This is a genomic window from Microbispora hainanensis (assembly GCF_006874475.1).
GTDB lineage: Bacteria > Actinomycetota > Actinomycetes > Streptosporangiales > Streptosporangiaceae > Microbispora > Microbispora hainanensis.
This window is the reverse complement of record NZ_VIRM01000008.1, coordinates 107,726-129,964: the sequence shown is the minus strand read 5'-3', so window position 1 is coordinate 129,964 and position 22,239 is coordinate 107,726. Positions and strand designations below refer to the sequence as shown.

The 22,239-nt window shown below is 70.3% G+C and carries 21 protein-coding genes; 12 read left to right on the top strand and 9 right to left on the bottom strand.

Annotated elements, in window-relative coordinates:
• Positions 1-5 precede the first annotated feature (5 nt).
• The 5 genes from FLX08_RS09365 to FLX08_RS09345 form a co-directional block, all read right to left on the bottom strand.
• Positions 6-632, bottom strand: a complete 627-nt coding sequence (locus FLX08_RS09365; protein ID WP_142617878.1) for a Uma2 family endonuclease — start codon at positions 630-632, stop codon at positions 6-8.
• 78 nt (positions 633-710) lie between these two features.
• Positions 711-3,017 (bottom strand): hypothetical protein, encoded by a 2,307-nt coding sequence (locus FLX08_RS09360; protein ID WP_142617877.1) that lies wholly within the window; start codon positions 3,015-3,017, stop codon positions 711-713.
• Between the two features lie 147 nt (positions 3,018-3,164).
• Positions 3,165-4,292: a thiolase C-terminal domain-containing protein gene (locus tag FLX08_RS09355; protein ID WP_142617875.1), complete on the bottom strand. Its 1,128-nt coding sequence runs from the start codon at positions 4,290-4,292 to the stop codon at positions 3,165-3,167.
• Positions 4,289-4,723 carry a Zn-ribbon domain-containing OB-fold protein gene (locus tag FLX08_RS09350; protein ID WP_142617873.1) on the bottom strand — a complete coding sequence of 145 codons (435 nt, stop codon included), beginning with the start codon at positions 4,721-4,723 and terminating at the stop codon, positions 4,289-4,291. Before FLX08_RS09350 ends, FLX08_RS09355 begins: the two co-directional genes overlap by 4 nt.
• A 75-nt stretch (positions 4,724-4,798) precedes the next feature.
• Positions 4,799-5,311, bottom strand: coding sequence for a VOC family protein (locus FLX08_RS09345; RefSeq protein ID WP_142617871.1), 513 nt, complete (start codon positions 5,309-5,311; stop codon positions 4,799-4,801).
• Between the two features lie 177 nt (positions 5,312-5,488).
• Here FLX08_RS09345 and FLX08_RS09340 point away from each other — a divergent pair, with 177 nt between their 5' ends.
• Positions 5,489-6,808: an MFS transporter gene (locus FLX08_RS09340; RefSeq protein ID WP_142617869.1), complete on the top strand. Its 1,320-nt coding sequence runs from the start codon at positions 5,489-5,491 to the stop codon at positions 6,806-6,808.
• Between the two features lie 3 nt (positions 6,809-6,811).
• On the opposite strand, the gene FLX08_RS09335 is transcribed toward FLX08_RS09340, so the two are convergent.
• Entirely contained in the window at positions 6,812-7,447 is a 636-nt protein-coding gene (locus tag FLX08_RS09335; protein ID WP_142617867.1) for a TetR/AcrR family transcriptional regulator, read from the bottom strand.
• Positions 7,448-7,523: 76 nt separating this feature from the next.
• On the opposite strand from FLX08_RS09335, the gene FLX08_RS09330 reads away from it, so the two are divergent.
• From FLX08_RS09330 to FLX08_RS09305, 6 genes are all read left to right on the top strand, one after another.
• Positions 7,524-8,510, top strand: a complete 987-nt coding sequence (locus FLX08_RS09330; protein WP_142617865.1) for an ATP-binding cassette domain-containing protein — start codon at positions 7,524-7,526, stop codon at positions 8,508-8,510.
• Positions 8,507-9,361, top strand: a complete 855-nt coding sequence (locus tag FLX08_RS09325) for an ABC transporter permease (RefSeq protein WP_142617863.1) — start codon at positions 8,507-8,509, stop codon at positions 9,359-9,361. Before FLX08_RS09330 ends, FLX08_RS09325 begins: the two co-directional genes overlap by 4 nt.
• Positions 9,362-9,536: 175 nt before the next feature.
• Positions 9,537-10,679: a polyprenyl synthetase family protein gene (locus FLX08_RS09320; protein ID WP_142617861.1), complete on the top strand. Its 1,143-nt coding sequence runs from the start codon at positions 9,537-9,539 to the stop codon at positions 10,677-10,679.
• Between the two features lie 272 nt (positions 10,680-10,951).
• Positions 10,952-12,325 carry a family 2B encapsulin nanocompartment shell protein gene (locus FLX08_RS09315; RefSeq protein ID WP_142617991.1) on the top strand — a complete coding sequence of 458 codons (1,374 nt, stop codon included), beginning with the start codon at positions 10,952-10,954 and terminating at the stop codon, positions 12,323-12,325.
• Positions 12,325-14,517 carry a terpene synthase family protein gene (locus FLX08_RS09310; RefSeq protein WP_142617859.1) on the top strand — a complete coding sequence of 731 codons (2,193 nt, stop codon included), beginning with the start codon at positions 12,325-12,327 and terminating at the stop codon, positions 14,515-14,517. Before FLX08_RS09315 ends, FLX08_RS09310 begins: the two co-directional genes overlap by 1 nt.
• Positions 14,514-15,845, top strand: a complete 1,332-nt coding sequence (locus FLX08_RS09305; RefSeq protein WP_142617857.1) for a family 2B encapsulin nanocompartment shell protein — start codon at positions 14,514-14,516, stop codon at positions 15,843-15,845. The genes FLX08_RS09310 and FLX08_RS09305 overlap by 4 nt, the downstream gene beginning before the upstream one ends.
• A gap of 74 nt (positions 15,846-15,919) precedes the next feature.
• Here the strand turns inward: FLX08_RS09305 and FLX08_RS09300 are convergent, their stop codons facing one another.
• Positions 15,920-16,684 (bottom strand): SDR family NAD(P)-dependent oxidoreductase, encoded by a 765-nt coding sequence (locus tag FLX08_RS09300; protein WP_244312515.1) that lies wholly within the window; start codon positions 16,682-16,684, stop codon positions 15,920-15,922.
• Between the two features lie 54 nt (positions 16,685-16,738).
• Here FLX08_RS09300 and FLX08_RS09295 point away from each other — a divergent pair, with 54 nt between their 5' ends.
• The 4 genes from FLX08_RS09295 (at position 16,739) to FLX08_RS09280 (ending at position 19,730) form a co-directional block, all read left to right on the top strand.
• Positions 16,739-17,083 carry an ArsR/SmtB family transcription factor gene (locus FLX08_RS09295; protein ID WP_142617853.1) on the top strand — a complete coding sequence of 115 codons (345 nt, stop codon included), beginning with the start codon at positions 16,739-16,741 and terminating at the stop codon, positions 17,081-17,083.
• A gap of 82 nt (positions 17,084-17,165) precedes the next feature.
• Positions 17,166-17,963, top strand: coding sequence for an IclR family transcriptional regulator (locus tag FLX08_RS09290; protein WP_167530335.1), 798 nt, complete (start codon positions 17,166-17,168; stop codon positions 17,961-17,963).
• Between the two features lie 210 nt (positions 17,964-18,173).
• Positions 18,174-18,734 carry a hypothetical protein gene (locus FLX08_RS09285; RefSeq protein ID WP_142617849.1) on the top strand — a complete coding sequence of 187 codons (561 nt, stop codon included), beginning with the start codon at positions 18,174-18,176 and terminating at the stop codon, positions 18,732-18,734.
• A gap of 141 nt (positions 18,735-18,875) precedes the next feature.
• A complete protein-coding gene (locus FLX08_RS09280) occupies positions 18,876-19,730 on the top strand; it encodes a sulfotransferase family protein (RefSeq protein ID WP_142617848.1) in 855 nt (284 codons plus the stop codon).
• 7 nt (positions 19,731-19,737) lie between these two features.
• Here FLX08_RS09280 and FLX08_RS09275 read toward each other — a convergent pair whose 3' ends face one another.
• On the bottom strand, positions 19,738-19,935 hold the full coding sequence (locus tag FLX08_RS09275) for a hypothetical protein (RefSeq protein ID WP_142617846.1): 198 nt from the start codon (positions 19,933-19,935) through the stop codon (positions 19,738-19,740).
• 80 nt (positions 19,936-20,015) lie between these two features.
• On the opposite strand from FLX08_RS09275, the gene FLX08_RS09270 reads away from it, so the two are divergent.
• The gene (locus FLX08_RS09270) at positions 20,016-20,648 is read left to right on the top strand and encodes a LysE family translocator (RefSeq protein WP_167530334.1); all 633 of its coding nucleotides are present in this window, start codon (positions 20,016-20,018) and stop codon (positions 20,646-20,648) included.
• Positions 20,649-20,684: 36 nt separating this feature from the next.
• Here FLX08_RS09270 and FLX08_RS09265 read toward each other — a convergent pair whose 3' ends face one another.
• Positions 20,685-22,064, bottom strand: a complete 1,380-nt coding sequence (locus tag FLX08_RS09265; protein WP_142617844.1) for a condensation domain-containing protein — start codon at positions 22,062-22,064, stop codon at positions 20,685-20,687.
• Positions 22,065-22,239: the final 175 nt, after the last annotated feature.

Below are 22,239 nucleotides of genomic sequence, written 5' to 3'. Positions count from 1 at the left end.
CGGGTTCAGAACTGTAGTTCGGCCCAGTCGACGGTGATGGGGATCGGGTTGCTCACGACAGGAGCCTCCCCGGGCTCGTCCTTCATGAGGGTGCCGATGTGCTTGTAGAGCATCGCCGCCCGGTCCAGCCGATAGCGTTCGATCGCCGATATGCCGGTGCCGTCGATACGGACGATCCAGTAGTGCGGGATGCCGGCCTTGGCATACTCACCGAGCTTGTCCGTCGTGTCCTGGGTCTCCGATCCCGGAGACACGATCTCCACGACAAGCAGCGCGTGCTCGGCGCGCAGACGCTCGCCCCGCTCTCGGTCGAGGCACCGGTAGAGCGCGACATCGGGCCTGCGGTTGAGCAACGGCACGTCCCTCAGGCGCAGATCCACGTCGTTGTTGACAGTGAGGCACTCATGCCCCTTGCTCATGGCGGCACGGGCATGTCGCTCCAGCAGGTTCGCCAGTCGCCTGCCGGCGGTCTGGTGATCAGGTGTGGGAGCCGCGCAGTAGACCACGTAGCCGTCGACGATCTCGATGGCCTTGGCGATCTCCTCGGGGAGCGCGTCGTACTCCTCCGCCGTGACGCGGGCGGGTTGAGGGCGAATGCTGAGAAGCCAACTGTCATCCGGCAGAGCTGTCATCCAGCTTCTCCTCGTCACTGTCCACTCGACGGAGCCAAGCCTACGGTCTGACGTGCCGAAGCGCCGCCGACGGAGCGGTCAGAGGGTCGGAGACGGCTGCAATCCGAAGGGGCCGTGCCACTCGGCCTCGTTGTCCCAGCTGTCCAGGCCCCAGGCCGAGCGCGCTTCGCTCGTCAGTCTCCACGCCAGCTCCGTGTTCGTGCCGAGGGCCGAGCGAGCGGACGCCAGCATGTCGAACAGGCACTGCCCGTGTGAGTCGTCGGCGGCGGATCTCACCCGGTCCTCGTCGAGGCGTTCGTTGAACACGTCTTCCAACGTCATCGACAGGTAGAGGAAGGCGATCAGTTCCCGGCGCAGGAGATCGGCTTCCGAATCTGGCTTCCGCTGATTTTTTGGCCATGCGGCCCGGACGTCATGGAGCAGGTCGGACAGCTCCTTCTCGGCGTAATATCCGACTTTGACCCTGTGGAGCACGTGAAGCAGCGCGGTGTCATTCCTGATCGCCTCGATCTGGCTCAGTGCTCCCGTCTTCCGCCGGACGTCGTCTCTGACCAGACGTCTCACGATCGAATCGAACTCGTCGGGCTTCCCGTGCTCCGTGGCCGATCGGATGACGTGCCGAGCCGAACGAATAAGATCACGGGCCAACCCGCCGGAGAGCGCATGGCACAGCGCCACGTACGGCTCCGACAGACCGATCACCCGCCTGTAGAGCATGCGCCGTGACTCCCGATAGCTGAGCAGCTCCACTCGCAGAATCTCGTCGAAAGAGCTGTCGAAAGCGTCGCGAAGACGTATGCCCCTGCGTTCGAACGCCGTCAACGCGTCATCGGACACGGTTATGAGGAAGTAGACCCCGGGGACCCCGAAGATGCTTTTGATCTCGTTGAGGAACTTCTCCCCCTGATCGGCGGAGGAGATCTTGTCGAGTTCGTCAATGCCGATCAGGACACGGCCTCCCTGTCTCCGTGCATGTGCGGACGTCATGCTCGCGAACACGCGGAACAGGCGAACGATCTCGGGATATCCCAGGGGCTGCTCCGCCCGGGAGACGCCGCGCGATCTCTGCCCGTCGAGACCCAGGCCCAGCTTCGTCCCGAGGCTCGCCTTCAGGGTCCCGGACCACGATTCGGTGTGCGTCTGGAGATATCGGATCCGGGCGAGATTTCGTAGCGCGGCCCTCCGCAGCCGCCGGTCCGCGCGGTGCCTCCACCACCGTTTCACGAGATCGAGCCCGAAGCTGCCGTAGTAAAGCAGCAGGACGGAGCCCCCGACCACGATCGCGCCGGCCGACAGCGTCTGGAGCGCCGGCGATCCGGAAAAATTGTGCAGCCCGAACCAGACCATGCCGCCGAATATCGCGTTCACAGGGATGCCGAACACGATCAATATGAACAGCTGTCCCGGTGAAAGCGAGCCTCGCCGTCTCCGCTTGACCTTGACGACGACGGACCGGCATAGTGCCGCGAACATGTGAAGCACGAAATCGCGTGCCAGGTAGTCGACGGGCGCCGACACCAGGCAGCAGATATCCGCAGAGGAGGCGTGCCGTCGAGGGGCGCAATAGAGCCCCAGCAACGACGACTTCCCCGACCCGCGCGGCCCGGCTATGCCGATGCTCCCGCCGGTGAGCTGGCGGATGAGCTCGCCCACCTCCCGTTCGACGGGCGTCGGGACGTAATACAGCGTGCTGTGCAGATCCCCGAGGCCGGGACTGGCCTTGACGGCGAAACGCCGGCTCAGCCTGTCGACGCGCGCCTGGTTCAACGCCAGACGGAGAGTGGGAACGACCAGGTCGCGCTCGACGATGGTGGACAGAAGTGCTTCCCGTTTCGAGGTGTAGTCCTTGCGATGCCGTTTGCCGGTGACGACGAACAGGAATCGCTGCCCGGTCATCGTCTTGCGTACGCGCAGATGAATCGCGACGAGTGCGGCGGCCAGCAGCATCAGGCCGCCGACGAACCGGAGCGCGCCGAGGACGTCGAACAGGCCGCCTGCCAGCAGGCCGATCGAAAGGATCACGCCGCCCGCGCTGCCTCCATAGGCGGCCAGCCGGGGCAGAACGCGGTTCCACATGTCGTCCGCGGCGTCCCGCCTGGCGGTGCTGAGAGCCGCTTGATAGTCACCGAGTGCTCTGCAAAACCGGTCGTACTCGTCCGGGGCTTCACATGGAATCTGCTCGAGCATGCCGGAGGCGATCTCGAACAGCTGATCTTCCTCGACGCCGACGTCTGCCATCGAGTTCCGGATCTCCTCCCGGATCAGCTCCTTCTCCAGGAGCCGCCGGAGTCTCGGCCGGAGCGCTCTGTCCGGAGGAATCTCTTCTTCTCCGAGAATGTCAGCGATCGCCTCGACGAAATCTTCGAGCCGCCGCTGAATGCTCATCTGCTGCTCCTGTGCCTTCCGGGCTCCCCGGAAGGTTCGGCCGGCCGGACGTCAACTCCCCCGACAGGTAGTCGCCGGGTGGGCGTCGGCCATTACAGCGGCGTACGCCGCCGTCGGCCCTCCGGCGGATCGCCGGAGGGCCATAAGTCAGGGGCGGTGGCTGGACAGGACGAGGGTGGCGGCGGAGGCGAACATGCCGCCGTTGCCGAGGACGACGCTGACCTCGACGTCCGGCACCTGGGCGGCGGCCTCGCCGCGCAGTTGCCGTACGGACTCCTGGATGGCGAACATCCCGTACATGCCGGTGTGGGTGTAGGAGAGACCGCCGCCGTTGGTGTTGAGCGGCAGGCGCCCGCCGGGGGAGGTGTGGCCCTCGGCGATGAACGGCCCCGCCTCGCCGCGCTTGACGAAGCCGAGGTCCTCCAGGCCGTAGATGGGCACGTGCGCGAAGGCGTCGTAGATCATCAGGTGGTCCACGTCGTCGTGCGATATGCCCGCCTCGGCGAAGGCGGCCTCGCCGGAGCGCCGGAAGGCGGCCGAGGTGGTGAAGTCCTCCATCTGGGAGATGATCGGCGACTCGGCCGACTCGCCGGAGCCGAGCAGGTGGACCGGAGACCTGCGGGCGCGCTCCTCGGTCGTCACGATCAGCGCGCCGCCGCCGTCCGTGACGAGGCAGCATTCCAGCAGGTGGAAGGGGTAGGCGACCATCCGGGAGGCGAGCACGTCCTCGACGGTGATCAGGTCCTGATACATGGCCCGGGGGTTGCGGTGCGCCCACCGGCGCTGCGCGACCGCGACCTCCGCGAGCTGCTCGTGCGTGAGCCCGGTCTCCTTCATGTAGCGCAGCGCCGTCAGCGTGAACATGGTGGGCGGGCCGAGCACGCCGTACGGCAGCTCGAACTGGCCGATCAGCGAGTCGGGGCCGAGGGCCGGCCGGGGCGCGCCGACCCGCGACCGCCCCGACTCGCCGTGCGTGATGAGCACGGTGGTGCACAGCCCGGCCCGGATGGCCGCCGCGGCGTGCCGTACGTGGAAGAGGAAGGACGAGCCGCCCACCCCGGTGCCGTCGAGCCAGGCCGGGGCGATCCCGAGCGCGTGGGCGATCTGGATCGGGCCGGGCACGCCGACGGTGGCGACGCCGTCGATGTCGTCCTTGGTCATCCCGGCGTCGGCGAGCGCATTGCGCGCGGCCTGGAGGTGGAGCTGCGTGGTGGACATGTGGGGCAGCTTGCCGAGCTCGTCGGTCTCGGCCGCGCCCGCGATGACGATGTTCATCGGGCGGAACCTCCGGCGGGCTCTCCGGCGGGCTCGAAGAGGGGTACGTACACGTCGCCGCGCTGTTCGAACACCACGCGCAGCTCCATGTCGAGGGGCAGGTTCTCCGGGGTGATCTCGACGCCCACGATGTTGGTCATCATCCGCACGCCCTCCTCCAGCTCCACGACCGCGATGGCGTACGGCCCGTCCTGCTCGAAGCCGGGAGCGGGGCGGTGGCTGATCACGTACGAGTAGAGGGTGGCCCTGCCGCCGGCCGTCACCCAGGTGACGTCGTCGGAGCCGCAGTGCGGGCAGGCGGGCCGTGGATAGAAGTAGTGCCGCGAGCAGGCGCGGCAGCGCTGGATCCGCAGCTCTCCCTCCGCCGTGCCGTCCCAGAACGGCTGGGTGTCCGGTGTCGGCTTCGGGACGGGTTTGTGCGATGCGGTCATCGTTCTCCTACGAGGCGGAGGAAGTCTTAGAGTCGGATTCTAGAACTCCAATCTAGAGATGGCGAGGGTCCGTTGTCACGGGCTGGGGACGCCGTTGCCGCGCCGGCCGCGACCGGCCAGCACGTCGTCGAGCGACGGCACCGGCTCGGGCTTGCGCGGCCCGCGCTGGGCGAGCTGGACCAGGACGCCGTGCGCCTCCTTCGGGTGGAGGAAGACCTCGCGCCAGCGGGGTTCGGCGAGGTTGAGGCCGAACAGCCGATAGCCGCGCTCGCGCAGCGCCGCCACGGCGGCCTCGATGTCGGTGACGTGGAAGTTGAGGTGGTGCACCCCGCCTCTGCCGCGCGTGAGAGCGAAGAAGCTGTCGAAGAACGTGGACCCGGCCAGCGGCTCCATCAGCTCGATCTTGCTCCCGTTGGCGTACCCGAGCTGGAGCGTCCGGTAGCCGTTCACCACGTTGTCGCCCCCGCCGAGGTAGGCGCCTCCCAGCAGGTCGCGGTAGATCGGCAGCAGGTCCCTGATGCGCGGCGCGGCGACGGCCGTGTGGTCGAAGGCCGCGTCCAGTCCGGCCAGCTCCTCGGCGATGTCCACCCGTCCTCCTTCGATCGAAATCCTAGAATCTCATTCTAGTCATCCGATGCCAAAGAGACACATCCTCACAGCCCCTTGACTCCGGGCGTGAGGTGGCGGAGCATTCGTGGAAATGAATTCTAGAGCTTACTTCTAGAACTCATCGCTGGGACGGGGGCTGACGAGAAAGGCGTGTCAATGGGCCTGTCCTACGTACGCGAGCTCGACGAGTACCCCACAGGTGCGCGTCGTATGAAGATCCTCACGATGGCCGTGCTGGCCGTCCTCATCGGCTCCTATGAGGCGCAGATCGCCCCCGTGGTCCCGCTGCTCCTCAAGGACCTCGACATGTCCCTCGCGACGTACGGCGCGGTGTCCGGGGCGGCGGCGCTCGCGGGGGCCATCGCGTCGGCGCTCGGCGGCAGGCTCACCGACCGGCTCGGCCGGGTGCGCCTGCTGGTCCCGCTGATGCTGCTGACCGCCGTGTGCTGCTTCGCCATGACGCTCGTCCACAGCCCACGCGACCTGCTGATCGCCAGGATCGTGCTGGCCTTCGTCGACGGAGTGGCGATGGCGAGCACGGCTCCGCTGGTCCGCGACTTCTCGCCGCGCCTCGGCAGGGCCCAGGCGTTCGGCTTCTGGACCTGGGGTCCGGTGGGGGCCAACTTCCTCGCCGCCGCCGTCGCGGGCTGGACGTTGCCGATCTTCAATGACTCCTGGCGGTCGCAGTTCGTCATCATGGGCTGCTTCTCGCTGGTCATCTCGATCGTCATCGCCTTCAACATCGCCGACCTGTCACCCGAGCTGCGCGCGCAGATCCAGCACACCGAGCGCCAGGCCAGGGACGTCGTCGACCTGACCAGGCCGGCCAAGGTCTCCTCGCTGTTCGTACGGCCCAACATCTGGGCCCACGTGATCGGCATCTCGCTGTGGCTGGTGCTCTACATCACGCTCACGCTCTTCGGTCAGACCATGCTGGTCGGCGCTCTGGGCATCACGGCGGCCGAGGCGTCCACGATCATGGCCTGCTTCTGGAGCCTCAACCTGATCACGCTGATCGTCGCCGGCCGCGTCTCCGACCGCACCCAGCTCCGCAAGCCGATCACGCTCGCCGGCACCGTCGCGGCCGTGCTGGTCACCGCCTATCTGGCGTACATCCTCGGCGGCGAAGGCGTCTCCAGCGGCGCGCTCATGATCGTCGGTGCGCTGCTCGGCGGCTCGCTCGGCGTGGCGTACGCCCCCTGGATGGCCAACTACTCGGAGGACGCCGAGGACGTCGACCCTCGGCTGCAGGGCACGGCGTGGGGCCTGTTCGGCTTCCTCACGAAGGCGATCGCCGTGGTCGGCCTGCTGGTCATCCCGCGCGTGGTCGAGGCCACGAGCTGGCAGACCTGGCTGGTGGTCTCGCTGGTGTGCCTGGCGCTGTTCGCGCCCGCCGTCTTCCTGTTCCACGGCCCCTGGCGGCGCGAGCGCGCCGCGATGGACGGCCAGGAGGCCAGGGTCGCGGTGGCCGAATAGCGGTCAGACCGGCGGGTAGCCGCCGAGGCCCGTGCCGAGCAGGTCGAAGACCCGTTCGACGTCCGCGCGGTGGGCGCGCCCGATCTCCTCGTCGGGCCCGCCCTCCCGCACCCGCTGCCGCAGCCGCCGGTAGAGCGCCCGCTGCGCGGAGACCAGCGTCGAGGCGACGACGTGCGGCAGTGGGTCACCGGGCTCCGCGCCCGCCTCGGCCGCCAGCGCGTCGGCGAGCACCCGGACGATCCGCTCGTTGACCTCGTGCATCTTCCGCTCCAGCGAGGGGTTGCCGCTGACGAGGTCGAAGAAGCTGCGCGGATGGTCGAGGTCGCGCCGCATGCCCGGGATGAACCTGGTCTGCGCCAGGCACATCGCGCGGAAGGAGTCGAGGATCGAGAACCCGGCCGGGCGGTCGGTGACCGCCGCCAGCGACATGGCCTCCCGGTCCTCGGCCCGGTAGAAGACCAGGTCCTCCTTGGTCGGGAAGTGGTTGAACACCGTTTTCTTCGACACCTGGGCGGCCGCCGCGATCTCGTCGACGGTGACCTCGTCGAACCCCCGGGCCCGGAAGAGCGCGTTCGCGGTGTCGGCGATGAGCTGCCGGGTCTGGTTCTTCTTCAGCTCCCGCAGTCCGCCCGCTCTCATGGGCACAGCGTATCGGCCTTTCCTTTGTTACACCTGGTGTACTGTTACACCAAGTGTAAGTTATGGGGGAGGCGGGATGACGCATCCGGCGGTGGAAACCACCGGCCTGACCAAGAACTACGGCGACGTCGAGGCCGTACGCGGCATCGACCTGACCGTGCACAGAGGGGAGATCTTCGGCTTCCTCGGCCCCAACGGCGCCGGGAAGTCCACGACGATCAGCATGCTCTGCACCCTGACCACGCCCACGGCCGGCACGGCGCGCGTGGCCGGCCACGACGTGGTGCGCGAACGCGACAGCGTGCGGCGCTCGATCGGGCTGGTGTTCCAGGACCCGACGCTCGACGGCTATCTGACGGCGGAGCGCAACCTGCGCTTCCACGCCGAGCTGTACGGCGTGCCCCGCGCGGACATCGGTCCGCGGCTGCGGGGGGTGCTCGAAATGGTGGGGCTGTGGGACAGGCGCGCGGCCAGGGTCGCGACGTTCTCGGGCGGCATGAGACGACGGCTGGAGATCGCCCGTGGCCTGCTGCACTCGCCGCGGGTGCTGTTCCTCGACGAGCCCACCGTGGGCCTGGACCCGCAGACCAGGAGCTCCATCTGGTCCTACATCCGGGAGCTGAAGGAGGCCGAGGACATCACGGTCTTCCTGACCACCCACTACATGGACGAGGCCGAGCACTGCGACCGCATCGCCATCATGGACGGCGGCCGGATCATCGCGCTCGACACCCCCGCCGCGCTGAAGGCCGGCGTCGGCAAGGACCGCATCCAGATCCAGACCGACGACGGCGCGGCGGCCGTCGCCGCCCTGGACGAGCGGTTCGGCATCAAGGCCGTCGCGTCCCGCGACGTCGTCGTCTTCCAGGTGGAGGAGGGGGAGCGGTTCGTGCCGGAGCTGTTCAGCCGGTCGGGGCTGCCGATCCGGTCCGTCAGCGTGGCCAGGCCCAGCCTGGACGACGTCTTCATGTCCTATACCGGCCGGTCGATCCGTGACTCGGAATCGGCCGGCGGCGCGCGCGGTGCGGCCGCGCTCGCCGCGGCGCGAGGAGGCCGGCGATGACGCTGCCCGTCACGGCGGTCCGGGTGCCGGGGCGCAGCGCGATGAGCGAGCTGCGCGCCGTCAAGGTGGTCTGGCAGCGCGAGATCATCCGGTTCTTCAACGGCCCGCTGCGCATCCTCACCTCGCTCGTGCAGCCGTTCCTGTTCCTGTTCGTCCTCGGCACCGGCCTGTCCCAGCTCACCTCGGGCGGCACCGGCGGGCTCGGCCTGCGGACCTTCCTCTATCCGGGCATCCTCGCCATGGCCGTCCTCTTCACCGCCATGTCGTCGGCCGCCTCGATCGTCTGGGACCGGGAGTTCGGCTTCCTGCGCGAGATGCTGGTCGCGCCGGTGTCCCGGGGGTCCATCGTGCTCGGCAAGTGCCTGGGCGGGGCCACCGTCGCGGCCTTCCAGGGCCTCGTCGTCATCTGCATCGCGGGTCCCGTGGGCGTGCCGTACGCGCCGGGGCTGATGCTCGGCGTGTTCGGCATCCAGGTGCTGCTGGCCTTCACCATCACGGCCTTCGGGGTGGCGATGTCGGTGCGGGTCAGGCAGATGCAGTCGTTCATGGCGCTCAACCAGCTGCTGATCATGCCGTTGTACTTCATGTCGGGCGCGATGTTCCCCGCGTCGAACCTGCCCGCGTGGCTGACCGTGCTCAACCGGATCGACCCGCTCTCGTACGCCGTGGACCCCATCAGGCGGCTCGTCTTCTCGCACCTCGACCTGGCGCCCGCCGTACAGGCCCGGCTCGCGCCGGGGCTGACGTGGGGCGGGTGGCACGTGCCCGTCGCCGTCGAGGTGGGGGTCCTCGCGGTCCTCGGGCTCGCCCTGCTCGCCACCGCGATCGCCCAATTCGGCAAAGCCGACTAGGGAGCGCAGTTCGGCAAGGCCGACTAGGGAGCGCCGTCGGCAAGGCCGACTGAGGAGCGCCGCATCCTGCGGCTCGGCGAGAAGTTCCGACTATCGGAACGACCGGTTCTACTTTGCGTGTTCATTAAGTAACTTTCCGCAAGGGAGATCGGCGCGCCGAGCGAGGAGGCCGTGCATGACCGCGGACACCGTGGACACGTCCATCAAGGGGATCACCGGCGTCGGTGAGACCGGCGGCGTCGCCGCCGTCACCAGCGCCGTCCGGGGACGGGTCGACGAGCTGCTCGCCGGTTTCCTCGACGCCCGGCGTCCCCCGGTCGGCGATCCGGACGTCGCCGAGGGCTACCGGCTGCTGCGCGAGTTCGTCGTCGACGGCGGCAAGCGCATCCGGCCGCTGCTGTGCTACTGGGGCTGGCGGGGCGCGGGCGGCGAGGAGCCGCACGACGACCGCGCCGCCGACGACCGTGCCGCCGACGACCGGGCCGTCGTCACCGGCGCGGCGCTGGAGCTCTACCACGCCGGTCTGCTGATCCACGACGACGTCATGGACGGCAGCGAGCTGCGCCGCGGGCGCCCGACCATCCACCGGGGGCTGGCCGGGACTTCGCGGTGGACGGGCGCGGAGGCGTTCGGCCGGTCCGCCGCCATCCTGCTCGGCGTGCTCGCGCAGGCGTGGGCGGACGAACTGCTCGCGGACGCCGCAGCCGGCGACGCGCGGGGGCGGGCGGCCCGCGAGCTGTTCAACCGGATGCGCACGGAGGTCGTCACCGGGCAGTACCTCGACATCCTGGCGCACGCCCGCGCCGACGCGGACGTCGAGCGGGCCCTGACGGTCATCCGCTACAAGACGGCCCGATACACCGTGGAGCGCCCGCTGCAGATCGGCGCGGCGCTCGCCGGGGCCCCGCCCGCCCTGCTGGAGGCGTACTCCCGGTTCGGCCTGCCGCTCGGAGAGGCGTTCCAGCTGCGCGACGACGTCCTCGGCGTCTTCGGCGACCCCGCCGTCACCGGCAAGCCGGTGCTCGACGACCTGCGCGAGGGAAAACGCACCGTGCTCATGGCGTACGCGTACGCGCGGGCGCGCGGGCCCGAACGCGACCTGCTGCGGACCTGGCACGGCGCACCCGACCTGGACGAACGCCGGGCGGCCGAGCTCCGCCGGATCATCGTGGGCACCGGCGCCCTCGGCGAGGTCGAGGGCCTCATCGCCCTGCGGGCCGGGCAGGCGCTCGACGCGCTGCGCGACTGCGCGATCGCCCCGGAGGCGGCACAGGCGCTCACGATGCTCACCGAGCGGCTCACCCGCCGCGTCCGGTGAGGCGCGCGACCGTTACGCCCGCCTCTCTCACGACTCCCGCTTCTCTGCCGGTTCCCGCCTTTCCTGCGACTCCCGTGGCCGGGGAACCCGCTCCGGCCGCCTCCGCACGCTGCCGTACGGGCGGCCGGCGATGCGGTGTGGCCCCGTGTGGGCCGGTAGGACCCTGACCTCTCCCTCCCCCTCCGCCGCTCGGCGACGAGCGTGACCAGTCACCGAACAACCGGCCGCCGTGCCGACCACAGATGGGGTGATGTGCTGTGACCGAAAACACCATGCCGACCGACAACCGGTTGAGCCTCAGCACCAGGGCCGCGCGCAACCTGGCCACCACGACCAAGACGCCGCCGCAGATGCAGGAGATCACCTCCCGTCATCTGCTGCGCGTGCTGCCCTGGGTCGAGGCGGTGGGCGGCGCCTACCGGGTCAACCGGCGGCTGACCTACCAGATGGCCGACGGGCGGGTGACGTTCGTCTCGACCGGGGCGGACGTGCGGGTCATCTCGGCCGAGCTGTGCGAGCTGCCCGCCCTGCACGGCTTCGGCGACGCCGAGGTGCTCGCCGCCATGGCCGACCTGTTCACCCAGCGGGAGTACGAGGCCGGCCAGGTCATCGCCCGGGCCGGCACCCCCATGGACGAGGTCGTGCTCCTCGCCCACGGCAAGATCGACAAGATCGGCGACGGCGCGTACGGCAACGAGACGCGCCTCGGGGTGCTGGCCGACGGCGAGTACGTCGGCGAGCAGATGCTGGTGAACGCGGACGCGCGGTGGGGGTGGACGGTCAAGACCGTGACGCCGTGCACCGTGCTCGCGCTCGGCAGGGAGGAGTTCGAACGGCTGCTCACCCTGTCCGACAGCCTGCGTGAGCACGTGCAGGCATACCGGGAGAACCCGGACCGGCCGGTGAACCGGTATGGGGAGGCGGAGATCGCGCTGGCGGCGGGGCATGAGGGTGAGGCGACGCTGCCGGGGACGTTCGTGGATTACGAGCTGGGGCCGCGTGAGTACGAGCTGAGTGTGGCGCAGACGATTCTGCGGGTGCACTCGCGGGTGGCGGATCTGTACAACGAGCCGATGAACCAGACCGAGCAGCAGTTGCGGCTGACGATCGAGGCGTTGCGGGAGCGTCAGGAGCACGAGCTGGTCAACAACCGCGACTTCGGCCTGTTGCACAACGCCGACCTCAAGCACCGCGTCCACACGCGTTCCGGCCCGCCCACCCCCGACGACCTCGACGAGCTGCTCGCCACGGTCTGGAAGAACCCCAACGTCATGTTCGCCCACCCGAAGGCCATCGCGGCCTTCGCGCGCCAGTGCAACGCCCGGGGCATCTATCCGCAGACGGTGGAGTTCAACGGCCAGAAGGCGCCGGCCTGGCGCGGGGTGCCGATGCTGCCCTGCAACAAGATCCCGGTCGACGACAAGGGCATCAGCTCGATCATGGTCATGCGGCTGGGGGAGAAGGAGCAGGGCGTCGTCGGCCTGCGCCGCACCGGGCTGGCGGACGAGTACGAGCCCGGCCTGTCGGTGCGCTTCATGGGCATCGACGACAAGGCGATCATCTCCTACCTGGTGACCACCTACTATTCGGCGGCCGTCCTGGTCCCCGACGCCCTCGCCATCCTGGAGAGCGTCGAGGTCCTCTGATGTCGTCCTACCGGCTGCCGGACTTCTACCTCCCCTATCCGCCCCGGCTGAACCCGCATGTGGAGACCGCCCGGGCGCACACGCGGGGGTGGGCGGCGGACATGGGCATGCTCGACGACCCGGACATCTGGACCGGGGAGTCGCTCGACGCGATGGACTACGGCCTGATGTGCGCCTACACCCATCCCGACTGCTCCGCCCCCGAACTCGACCTGGTCACGGACTGGTACGTGTGGGTCTTCTTCTTCGACGACCACTTCCTGGAGACGTTCAAGCGCAGCAGGGACCTGGACGGCGCCCAGGACTACCTGGACCGGCTCGACGCGTTCATGATGGACGACCTGCCCGAGCCGTCCAACCCCGTGGAGCGCGGCCTGGCCGACCTGTGGCCCCGGACCGTGCCCGCCATGTCGGACGCGTGGCGCCACCGGTTCGTCCGGGTCACCCGCGACCTGCTGCAGGAGTCGATGTGGGAGCTGTTCCACATCGAGCGCGAGGCCGTCTCCAACCCGATCGAGTACATCGAGGAACGCAGGAAGGTCGGCGGCGCCCCGTGGTCGGCCGCGCTGGTGGAGCACGCGGCCGGCGCGGAGCTGCCGGCCCGGCTGGCGGGCTCCCGGCCGATCCGGGTGCTGACGGAGTCGTTCGCCGACGCCGTCCACCTGCGCAACGACCTGTTCTCCTATGAGCGGGAGGTGCGGCAGGAGGGTGAGCTGTCCAACTGCGTCCTGGTCTGCGAGCGTTTCTTCGGCTGCGACACCGCGCGGGCGGTGGAGATCACCAACGACCTGCTCACCTCCCGGCTGCACCAGTTCGAGCACGCCGCGCTGACCGAGCTTCCGGCGCTGTTCGCCGACGAAGGGGTGCTGCCGCCCGAGCAGGCGCTGGTCCTGAGCTACGTCAAGGGACTGCAGGACTGGCAGGCGGGAGGCCACGCCTGGCACACCGCCTCCAGCCGCTACACCAAGCTTCGAAGTCATTCCGGGTCCCTGGGCCTGAACGTGTCGCGTGCCCACCTCACCGGCGCCGGCGGGCTGCGCAACCACACCCACCGGCCCTTCTCCGAGGCGGCGGTGCGGCTGCCGCAGCCGTACATGCCGTTCGAGGTGCGCGACAACCCGCACCTGGACGCGGCGCGGGCGGCGGACGTCGAATGGTGTGCCGCGATGGGCTTCTTCGACGGCGTCCCCGGCCTCCCGGCGACCGCCGTGTGGAACGAGCCGCAACTCGTCGGCTTCGACCTCGCGTTGTGCGCGTCCGGCATCAACCCGGACGCCACGGCCGACGAACTGGTCCTGGCCGTCAACTGGCTGGCCTGGGGGACGTACGGCGACGACTACTATCCCCGGGTCTACGGCGCGGCGCGCGACCTGGTCGGCGCGAAGCTCGGCAACCGGCGGCTCAAGGAGTTCATGCCGCTGGACCTCGTTCCGCGCCTGGCCCCGATGACGGGGCTGGAACGCGGGCTGGCCGACCTGTGGGCGCGCACCGCCGCGCCGTTGCCCGAGGACTCCCGCAGGGCGTTCCGCGTCTCCGTGGAGGAGATGATCGACAGCTGGGTGTGGGAGCTGGCCAACGAGGCCCAGCACCGCGTGCCCGATCCGGTCGACTACATCGAGATGCGGCGCAGGACGTTCGGCTCGCAGATGACGATGAGCCTGGCCAGGCTGACGCCCGGCCGGGTCATCCCCGCCGAGATCCATCGTACCCGCGAGTTCCTCGGCATGACCGACGCCGCGCAGGACTACGCGTGCCTGCTGAACGACCTGTTCTCCTATCAGAAGGAGATCCAGTTCGAGGGGGAGCTGCACAACGCCGTCGTGGTGCTGGGCACCTTCCTCGACTGCGCCCCCGACGAGGCGGTGAGTGTGGTGGACGCGCTGATGACCAGCCGGATGAGGCAGTTCGAGCACATCACCACCGTCGACCTGCCCATCCTGCTCGACCGCATCGAGGCGGGTGAGGCGGTGCGGGAGTCGGTCGAGGGATACGTCTCCGACCTGCGCAACTGGATGGCGGCGATCCTGCGCTGGCACCAGCGGTCCCGGCGCTACGTCGAGGAGGAGCTGCGCAGGGGCCCGGCCGTCCGGTGGTCCCAGGGCCCGACGGGCCTCGGCACGGCCACCGCGCGCATCCTCTCCCTGGCGCCGCCGGCACACGGCTCGCCCGCGCTCCCGGTGGGGGCGCCATGACCGCGTCGCACCTGACCCTGAGCACGGCCGCCGCACGCAACCTGGCGACCACCACCAAGACGCCGCCGCAGATGCGGGAGATCACCCCTCGGCACCTGCTGCGGGTGCTCCCGTGGACGGAGGTCCAGGGCGGCGTCTACCGGGTCAACCGGCGGCTCACCTGCACGGTGGGGGACGGGCGGGTGAGCTTCGTCTCCACCGGGGCGCGGGTGCGGGTCATCCCGGCCGAGCTGTGCGAGCTGCCGTCCCTGCACGGCTACGGCGACCTGGACACCCTCGGCGCGCTGGCGGACCGGTTCGTCCAGCACGAGCTGGGACCGGGCGAGCCGGTGCCGCGGGGACAGGTCGTGCTCGTCGCCCACGGCAAGGTCGCACGCGTCGGCCCCGGCCCGTACGGCGGCGAGGCGCTGCTCCAGGTGCTGGCCGACGGAGACCACCTGGGAGACCTCATCGGTGCGGGGGCCTCGCCCGCCAAGGCCCTCACCTCCTGCATCGTTCTCGTCCTCGACCGGTCGGCGCTGGACAACCTCACCGCGCTCGCGGGCGGGCTGCGCGACCACCTCGCGCGTCCTCCCGTGGCACGGCCGGTGAACCGGTATGGGGAGGCGGAGATCGCGCTGGCGGCGGGGCATGAGGGTGAGGCGACGCTGCCGGGGACGTTCGTGGATTACGAGCTGGGGCCGCGTGAGTACGAGCTGAGTGTGGCGCAGACGATTCTGCGGGTGCACTCGCGGGTGGCGGATCTGTACAACGAGCCGATGAACCAGACCGAGCAGCAGTTGCGGCTGACGATCGAGGCGTTGCGGGAGCGTCAGGAGCACGAGCTGGTCAACAACCGCGACTTCGGCCTGTTGCACAACGCCGACCTCAAACAGCGCGTCCACACGCGTTCCGGCCCGCCCACCCCCGACGACCTCGACGAGCTGCTCGCCCGCCGGCGCAGCTCGCACTACTTCCTCGCCCATCCCCGGGCCATCGCCGCCTTCGGACGGCAGTGCACCCGGCGCGGGCTCTATCCGGACGTCACCGAGGTGAACGGGGCGACCGTCATGGCGTGGCGCGGGGTGCCGATCCTGCCCTGCGACAAGATCCCGATCAGCGAGGGCGGGCTCAGCTCGATGGTGGTGATGCGCACCGGGGCGGAGAAACAGGGCGTCGTCGGCCTGCGCCGCACCGGGCTGGCAGACGAGTACGAACCCGGCCTGTCGGTGCGCTTCATGGGCGTCGACGACAAGGCGATCATCTCCTACCTGCTGACCACCTACTATTCGGCGGCCGTCCTGGTCCCCGACGCCCTCGGCGTGCTGGAGAGCGTCGAGGTGAACTGAGTCACTGAGTCACTGAGGCGCGCCTGCGGCCGGAGGCTCCCCGAGGGCCCCCGGCCGCAGGCGGTTTCCCCGGGTCAGGTGAGCTCCAGGCCCCCGTCGAGGGTGAGGACCTGACCGGTGAGCCACGTGGCGCCGGGATCGGCGAGGCGGAGGATCCACTCGGCCACCTCTCCGGGTTCGCCACGCCTGCCGAGGGGGATGCTGCGTGCCTCGTCCTGCTTCACTTGCTCGACGACGGCGTCGGGCAGGCCGGCAGAGGCGAGCGCCTCACTCTCGGTCGGCCCGGGCGCCAGCGCGTTGACCCGGATCCCGTCCCCGGCGAGCTCCAGCGCCCAGCTGCGGGTGAGCTGCTCGATCGCGGCCTTCGACGCGGCGTAGTGCGCCGCGCCGGGCAGCGGCCGGTGCCCGTACGTGCTCGAGACGTTGACGATCGACCCGTGCGTCCGGCGAAGGTGGGGCAGCACCGCCCGGGCGAGAAGGCTGGGCGCGGTGACGTTGAGGGCGAACAGATCGGTGACACGTGCCGCCGTCGTCTCGGCCAGCGGCATCATCATGGTCGCGCCGGCGTTGTTGACCAGCACGTCCACCCGGCCCCAGCGGTCGACCGCCGTACGGACGATCGTCTCGGGCGAATCGGCGGCGCGCAGGTCGGCGGCGAGCGCGGCGATGCCCGGGTGCTGCCGGGCGGTCTCCTCAAGGGCGTGTGCGCGGCGGCCCACCCCGAGGACCCGCGCTCCCGCCCGGGCGAAGGCGAGGGCGGTGGCGCGTCCGATGCCCGAGCCCGCACCGGTGACGACGACGACCCGGTCGGTGAAGCGGCCACCATCCTGTCCGGTCAACGCGACTCCCAATGTTCGATGTTCGATGAACACCGAACAAGCTATCATGTGCCCATGAAGCAGGCGCACCACCCCGAACTGGACGAGATCTCGCTCACCGCGGTCATGGGGGCACTCAGCGATCCGATCCGGGTCGGCCTGGTCCGGCTGCTGGCCGACGGGCGGGAGCGTGGGTGGGGGGAGCTACGGGCCCCCGTCGCCAAGTCGACGCTCAGCCATCACCTGCGCGTCCTGCGCGACGCCGGGATCACCCGCACCCGCCAGGAGGGCACCCGCTGCTTCGTCGTGCTCCGCCGCGACGACCTGGAGACCCGCTTTCCCGGCCTGCTCGCCCCCGTGCTGGCCGCGGCCGACTGCGACGGAGTCGGCCGCCAGGTCGAGCTGGCGGCCTCGGCGTAGCAACGGCGTTCTCCCTGCATACGCGGCGCGGCGCGGCTAAGGTGACCGCTGGCCGATCAAGATGTGCTTCGAGCGTCGCGGGGTGGGGTTGTTCGTACCGTTGGATCGCGCCCGCCGAGCGGAGGCGGCCTCCGCCCTGGGCAGCCTGGAACGCGGGATAGAGATCCTCCTGTGCCTCGCCGCCGGCATGCGGCCGATGAACCTGACCCAGGTGCACAGGTCGACCGGGTTCTCCAAGACCACCACGCATCGCCTGCTCGGGACCCTGCAGCGGCGGGGCCTGGTCACGCGTACGGGCGGCGACTACACCGTCGGCGGGCGCCTCGCCGAGCTCGTGGCGCCGCGCGGCTGGGCGGTGCAGGGCCGCCGGCTCCCCGGCTCGCGCAGGGTGGTCCTGCCGCACCTGCTCCAGCTCTACGAACTGACCCGGCAGACGGTCAACCTGGCCGTGCCGGACGGGTCCGAGGTCGCGTACGTCGAGCGGTTGTACGGACACAACCGGGTCACGTCGCCGTCGGACGGCGTCGACCGGGCGCCGCTGCACTGCACGGCCACGGGCAAGGTGCTGCTCGCCCACGACGCCGGTCTGCGCGCCGCGTTCCTCGCCGCCCCGGCCCTGCGGCGGGTGACCGGCCGTACGGTCACTGCGCCGGTCGCGCTGGAACGCGAGCTCGCGGCCATCCGCGGCGAGGGCGCGGGGTACGCGCGGGAGGAGTTCGCCGAGGGGGTGTGCTGCGTCGCCGCGCCCGTCTTCGGCCCGGACGGCGGAGTGTGCATGGCCGTCGGGGTCGCCGCGCCGGTGGGGGCGGCGGCGCTGCCCCGCCTGGGCGCGGCCGTGCGCAGGACCGCCCGCCAGATCACCGGCGCTCTCCTCCTGTGACCCCCGATCAGGGGATTGGAGTCGCCGGGCTCGGGGAAGGCCTGACGGAGCCGAGCGGCGGGGCCTGTGCGTGTGCCTGTGTTCGGGCTTGGCCTGTGCTGTGTGCCTGGGCTTGAACTTGGGCCCGTGCCTTGGCTTGTGCTTGGGCCTGAGCCGCTCGGGCCGCCGGTGCGTCGGACCGGCGCAGCCGTCGTGGTCTCGGGGAGAGTCATGCGTCGAGGACCGTACGCGTCCCGCTTGATCGGCCGGGCGGGCCTCGTCGCCGTACCGGTGGCCGTGCTGCTCGCGGCGTGCGGGTCGCCCCAGCCGGAGACGCAGCCGCAGACGCCGGCGGGGTCGGTGGCCACGGGCGGCCCGGCGTCCACGCTGAACCCCGTCGCCGATCCGGCGGCCACCGTCTTCGCATCGCCCTCGCCCAGCCCGTCTGTCGTCTCGGCCTTCGACCATCCGGACGCGTGCCGGAACGCCGACTGCGAGGTGGCGGTCCGCCAGGGAGACCGGCTGCGGCTCGACCCGAAGACCGGCCTCGACGAGATCACGATCGCAGGGCTCGACCAGGGCGAGGTGCGGGTGCGCTTCGAAGCGGGCGCGGGCGCCTTCCACGTCGAGGGCATGAACACCGGCGTCAGCCAGAGCTGCTTCAACGGCCGCTGCCACACGGAGGGCGGGCTGACGCTGGCCATGGGACGGCCCGGCAGGATCGGCGGCATCCGCCTGCGGCTCGCGAGCGTGGCGCCCGACCACGCGGTCCTGGTCCTGTCGCCGGCGTGACCCAAGCCCGCGCGCAGTCGTGACCCCGCCCGGTGCGCCCGGCGTGACCTCGGCCGATGCGCCCGGCGTGTCCGTTTCGACTTCGGAAATCCCCAGCCTCCGTTAACCGCGAGGCCACCACGCCTGCCTACGGTCGCGGCCATGGCATGGAAGAGCAGGGTCAACGCCGCCGTGGAAGGGATGACCGGTTACGTCATCACACGAGCCAGGCCATCGGCCGCATCGGCCGCGGGGCCGAGAGACGAGCCGCGCCCGCCCACCGATCCCGCCGCCGACCGCCTGCTGCGCGCACCCGTCTTCGTGCTCTCACCCGTCAGGTCGGGCTCCACGCTCCTGCGCGTGCTGCTGAACAGCCACAGCAGGATCCACGCGCCGCACGAGCTGCACGTCCGGCGGATCGCCGTGATCTTCACCACCGATCCCGTACGGCAGGCCATGGAGGCGGCAGGACACCGTACGAGCGACATCGAGCACATCCTGTGGGACCGCCTGCTGCACCGGGAGCTGGTCCGGAGCGGCAAGGAGGTCATCGTGGACAAGACGCCCAGCAACGTCTTCGCCCACCGCCGCATCACGACCTGCTGGCCGGACGCCCGGTTCGTCTTCCTCCTGCGTCACCCCGCGTCGATCGCGCGGTCGTGGCACGAGGCGGATCCGCAGGCGCGGCCGATGGACGAGGCCGTACGGCACACGCTGCAGTACATGCGCCACCTGGAGGAGGCCAGGCGCCGCCACGAGGGCATCGACGTCCGCTATGAGCGGCTCGTCGACGACACCGAAGGCGAGCTGCGGCGGGTGTGCGCCTGGCTCGGCGTGGAGTATGAGCCCGCGATGGTCCGCTATGGCGACAAGGACCACGGCGACTTCGTGAAGGGCATCGGCGACTGGCGTGACAAGATCCGGAGCGGGCGGGTGCAGCCGGGCCGTCCGCTGCCCGCCCCCGACGAGGTGCCCGAGGCGCTGCGCGAGATCGCGGCCGCCTGGGGCTACCTGTGATTTCCGATCACCAGTGGAACCAGTGAATGCGCCGGCAACCGCTGCACACGAAGCAGGTGGCGTCGCGGTTGGCCCAGTCGAGATTCATGAACGTCATGCCCGTGGTCTGGAGTTTCCACCGGCGCATCTCGAACAGCTCGTTCTCGCACGTGTCGCATTTCAGGTTGCGGCCGTTGGGGAGCGCGACCGGCTGTGGCTCGTCCATGACTTCGATGCTAGGCGGGTTTGATCGGGTGTGGTCGTTCCGGTGATCGACCGGGTCGAACGGCCGTTACGGTGGCCGTTGTGGATGTCTATGGCGCCATCGCCTCATTCGCCGCCATCGTGCTGCTGCTCACGCTCACGCCCGGTCTGGACACGGCGCTGATCCTGCGTACGTCGCTGCTCGCCGGCCGGAGGCCGGCCTGGGCCGTGGTGCTCGGCATCCAGCTCGGCACCCTGCTGTGGGGCCTGCTCACGGCCGCCGGACTGTCGGCTCTCCTCACCGCCTCCCAGGTGGCGTACGAGGTGGTGCGGTGGGCCGGTGTGGCCTACCTGATCTGGATGGGCGGCAGGATGCTCTGGCACAGCCGTACGAGCGGGGCGGACGACGCGGTGCCGCCCGACCCGGCGGACAGCGGGTGGGGGCGGGCGTTCCGGCGGGGCCTGCTGACCAACCTGCTCAACCCCAAGGTGGGCGCCTTCTATGTCGCGGTGCTGCCCCAGTTCATGCCACAGGGGGTGTCGCACGCGCTGATGGGCGTGCTGCTCGCGGGCGTCCACGTCTGCGAGGGGCTGGTGTGGAGCGCCGTGCTCATCGGGTTCACCGGGATCTTGCGCGGCTGGCTGCGCAGGCCGTCGGTCAGGCGCGCCCTCGACCGGCTCACCGGCGTCATCGTCATCGGCTTCGGTCTGCGCCTGGCGGTCCAGCAGTCCTGACCGCCCCCTCGAATCGGTCGCCGACGCAGATGCTCTCTAATCCGGGCGCCCGGTGTAGTGGCCGATCCCGCACACCTCGGGGACGGCGCTCATCGGGACGTCCTCGGTGAGGGCGCGGACCAGCAGGGCCTCGACGCCGCGCAACATCGCCTCCGCGATCCCGGACGGCAGGTAGGCGGTGTCGACGATGAGGCTGAGCTTTCCGGTGTCGGGCGCCGAGACGACCGTGAAGAACGCCTTGAACCGGACACCCGGCCAGGCGTTCGTCACGTACGTCCTGGTCTTTTCGGTGAGGGGGGCCACATCCTCGTCGCGGCCGACGGGAGGCAGGCCCGGCCAGGTGCCGGAGGTCCGCCTGTCGTTGAAGAACGCGTCGAGGTCCGGCTCCTGGCCGCGGCGGCGGCCGATCTCCTCGCGCATGGCCTGCATCTCGAACGGGTCGTAGTGCGCGTTGCGGTACGCCCTGAGTGCCCCGCGCTGCGAGGCCCGGCAGGCGGCGGCGAAGTCCGTGTCGGGCAGGTCCAGCACGAACAGGCCGTCCTGTTCCACGGTGCCGACCATCGCGCGGGTGCGCGCATCACGGCGGTTGCTGTGCACGAGCTGCATGACCGCGCGCGGGCGGCCGCTCGCGACGGCCAGCACGGTGGCGCAGGCGGCGAGCAGCACGTTGGTCGTCCGCATCGTCCAGCGCTCCGCAAGCCGCTCCGCCGCGACGGCGAGCGCCACCGACTCCATGCCGACCTCGATGAACCGGGGGTCCTCCGCCTCATGCGGCGGATGGTCGAACACGTCCAGTGGTCCGTCCGCCAGCACGGAGTGCCAGTAGCGGACGGACTTGGCCGAGCGGGCGGGGTAGGGCTCCTCGCGCTCCGCGGCGGCCTGGTCCATCGGCTGCCACTCGGCGGGCGGCAGCTTCTCGCCGCGCAGCAGGGCCTTCCACTCCTCCGACAGCGTGTTCAATGCCTGGAAGTCCACCGCCAGATGGGAGAAGGCGAGCGCCAGCGCCGTCGGGCGGCCGTTCTTGAGGACGACGGCGCATCGCAGCGGCAGGTCGCGGTCGTGGACGAAGGCCGTCCGGCCCAGCTCGCCCGCGACCCGTTCGGCGACCCGCAGCGCCCGTTCTTCTCCCGCCTCCACCAGGTCCACGGTCAGCTCGCCGCCGCGGCCGACCCGCTGCACCGGCCCCTCCGGAGTGGGGGCGAAGGTCGTACGCAGGCTCTCGTGGCGTTCGAGCAGCACGCGCAGCGCGTGAAGGACGCTGCCGAGGTCGCGTCTGCCGTACACCGGGAGCACCCACGGGCAGCTCAGGAACGTCTGGCTGTCGCCCATCAGGTGGACCGCGCGCCACATGAGCCGCTGTCCCCAGGTCAGCGGCGCCCGGCCCTCCCGCCTGCCGCTGAACGTCACCGTCACCATGAGCGCGTCGTCCCTCGGAAGGCCGGCTCGTCACCGAGGCGGATCTCCCCACTGTCACCGAAAGGTTTCGACACGATGCTCGCTCCATGATCGGCACAGAAATGCCAGTTGGTCCGGTTTTGGTCACGCCGGAAAGTCGCCGTGCAACGGAAGAATAGGCAACGAGAGTCGACGG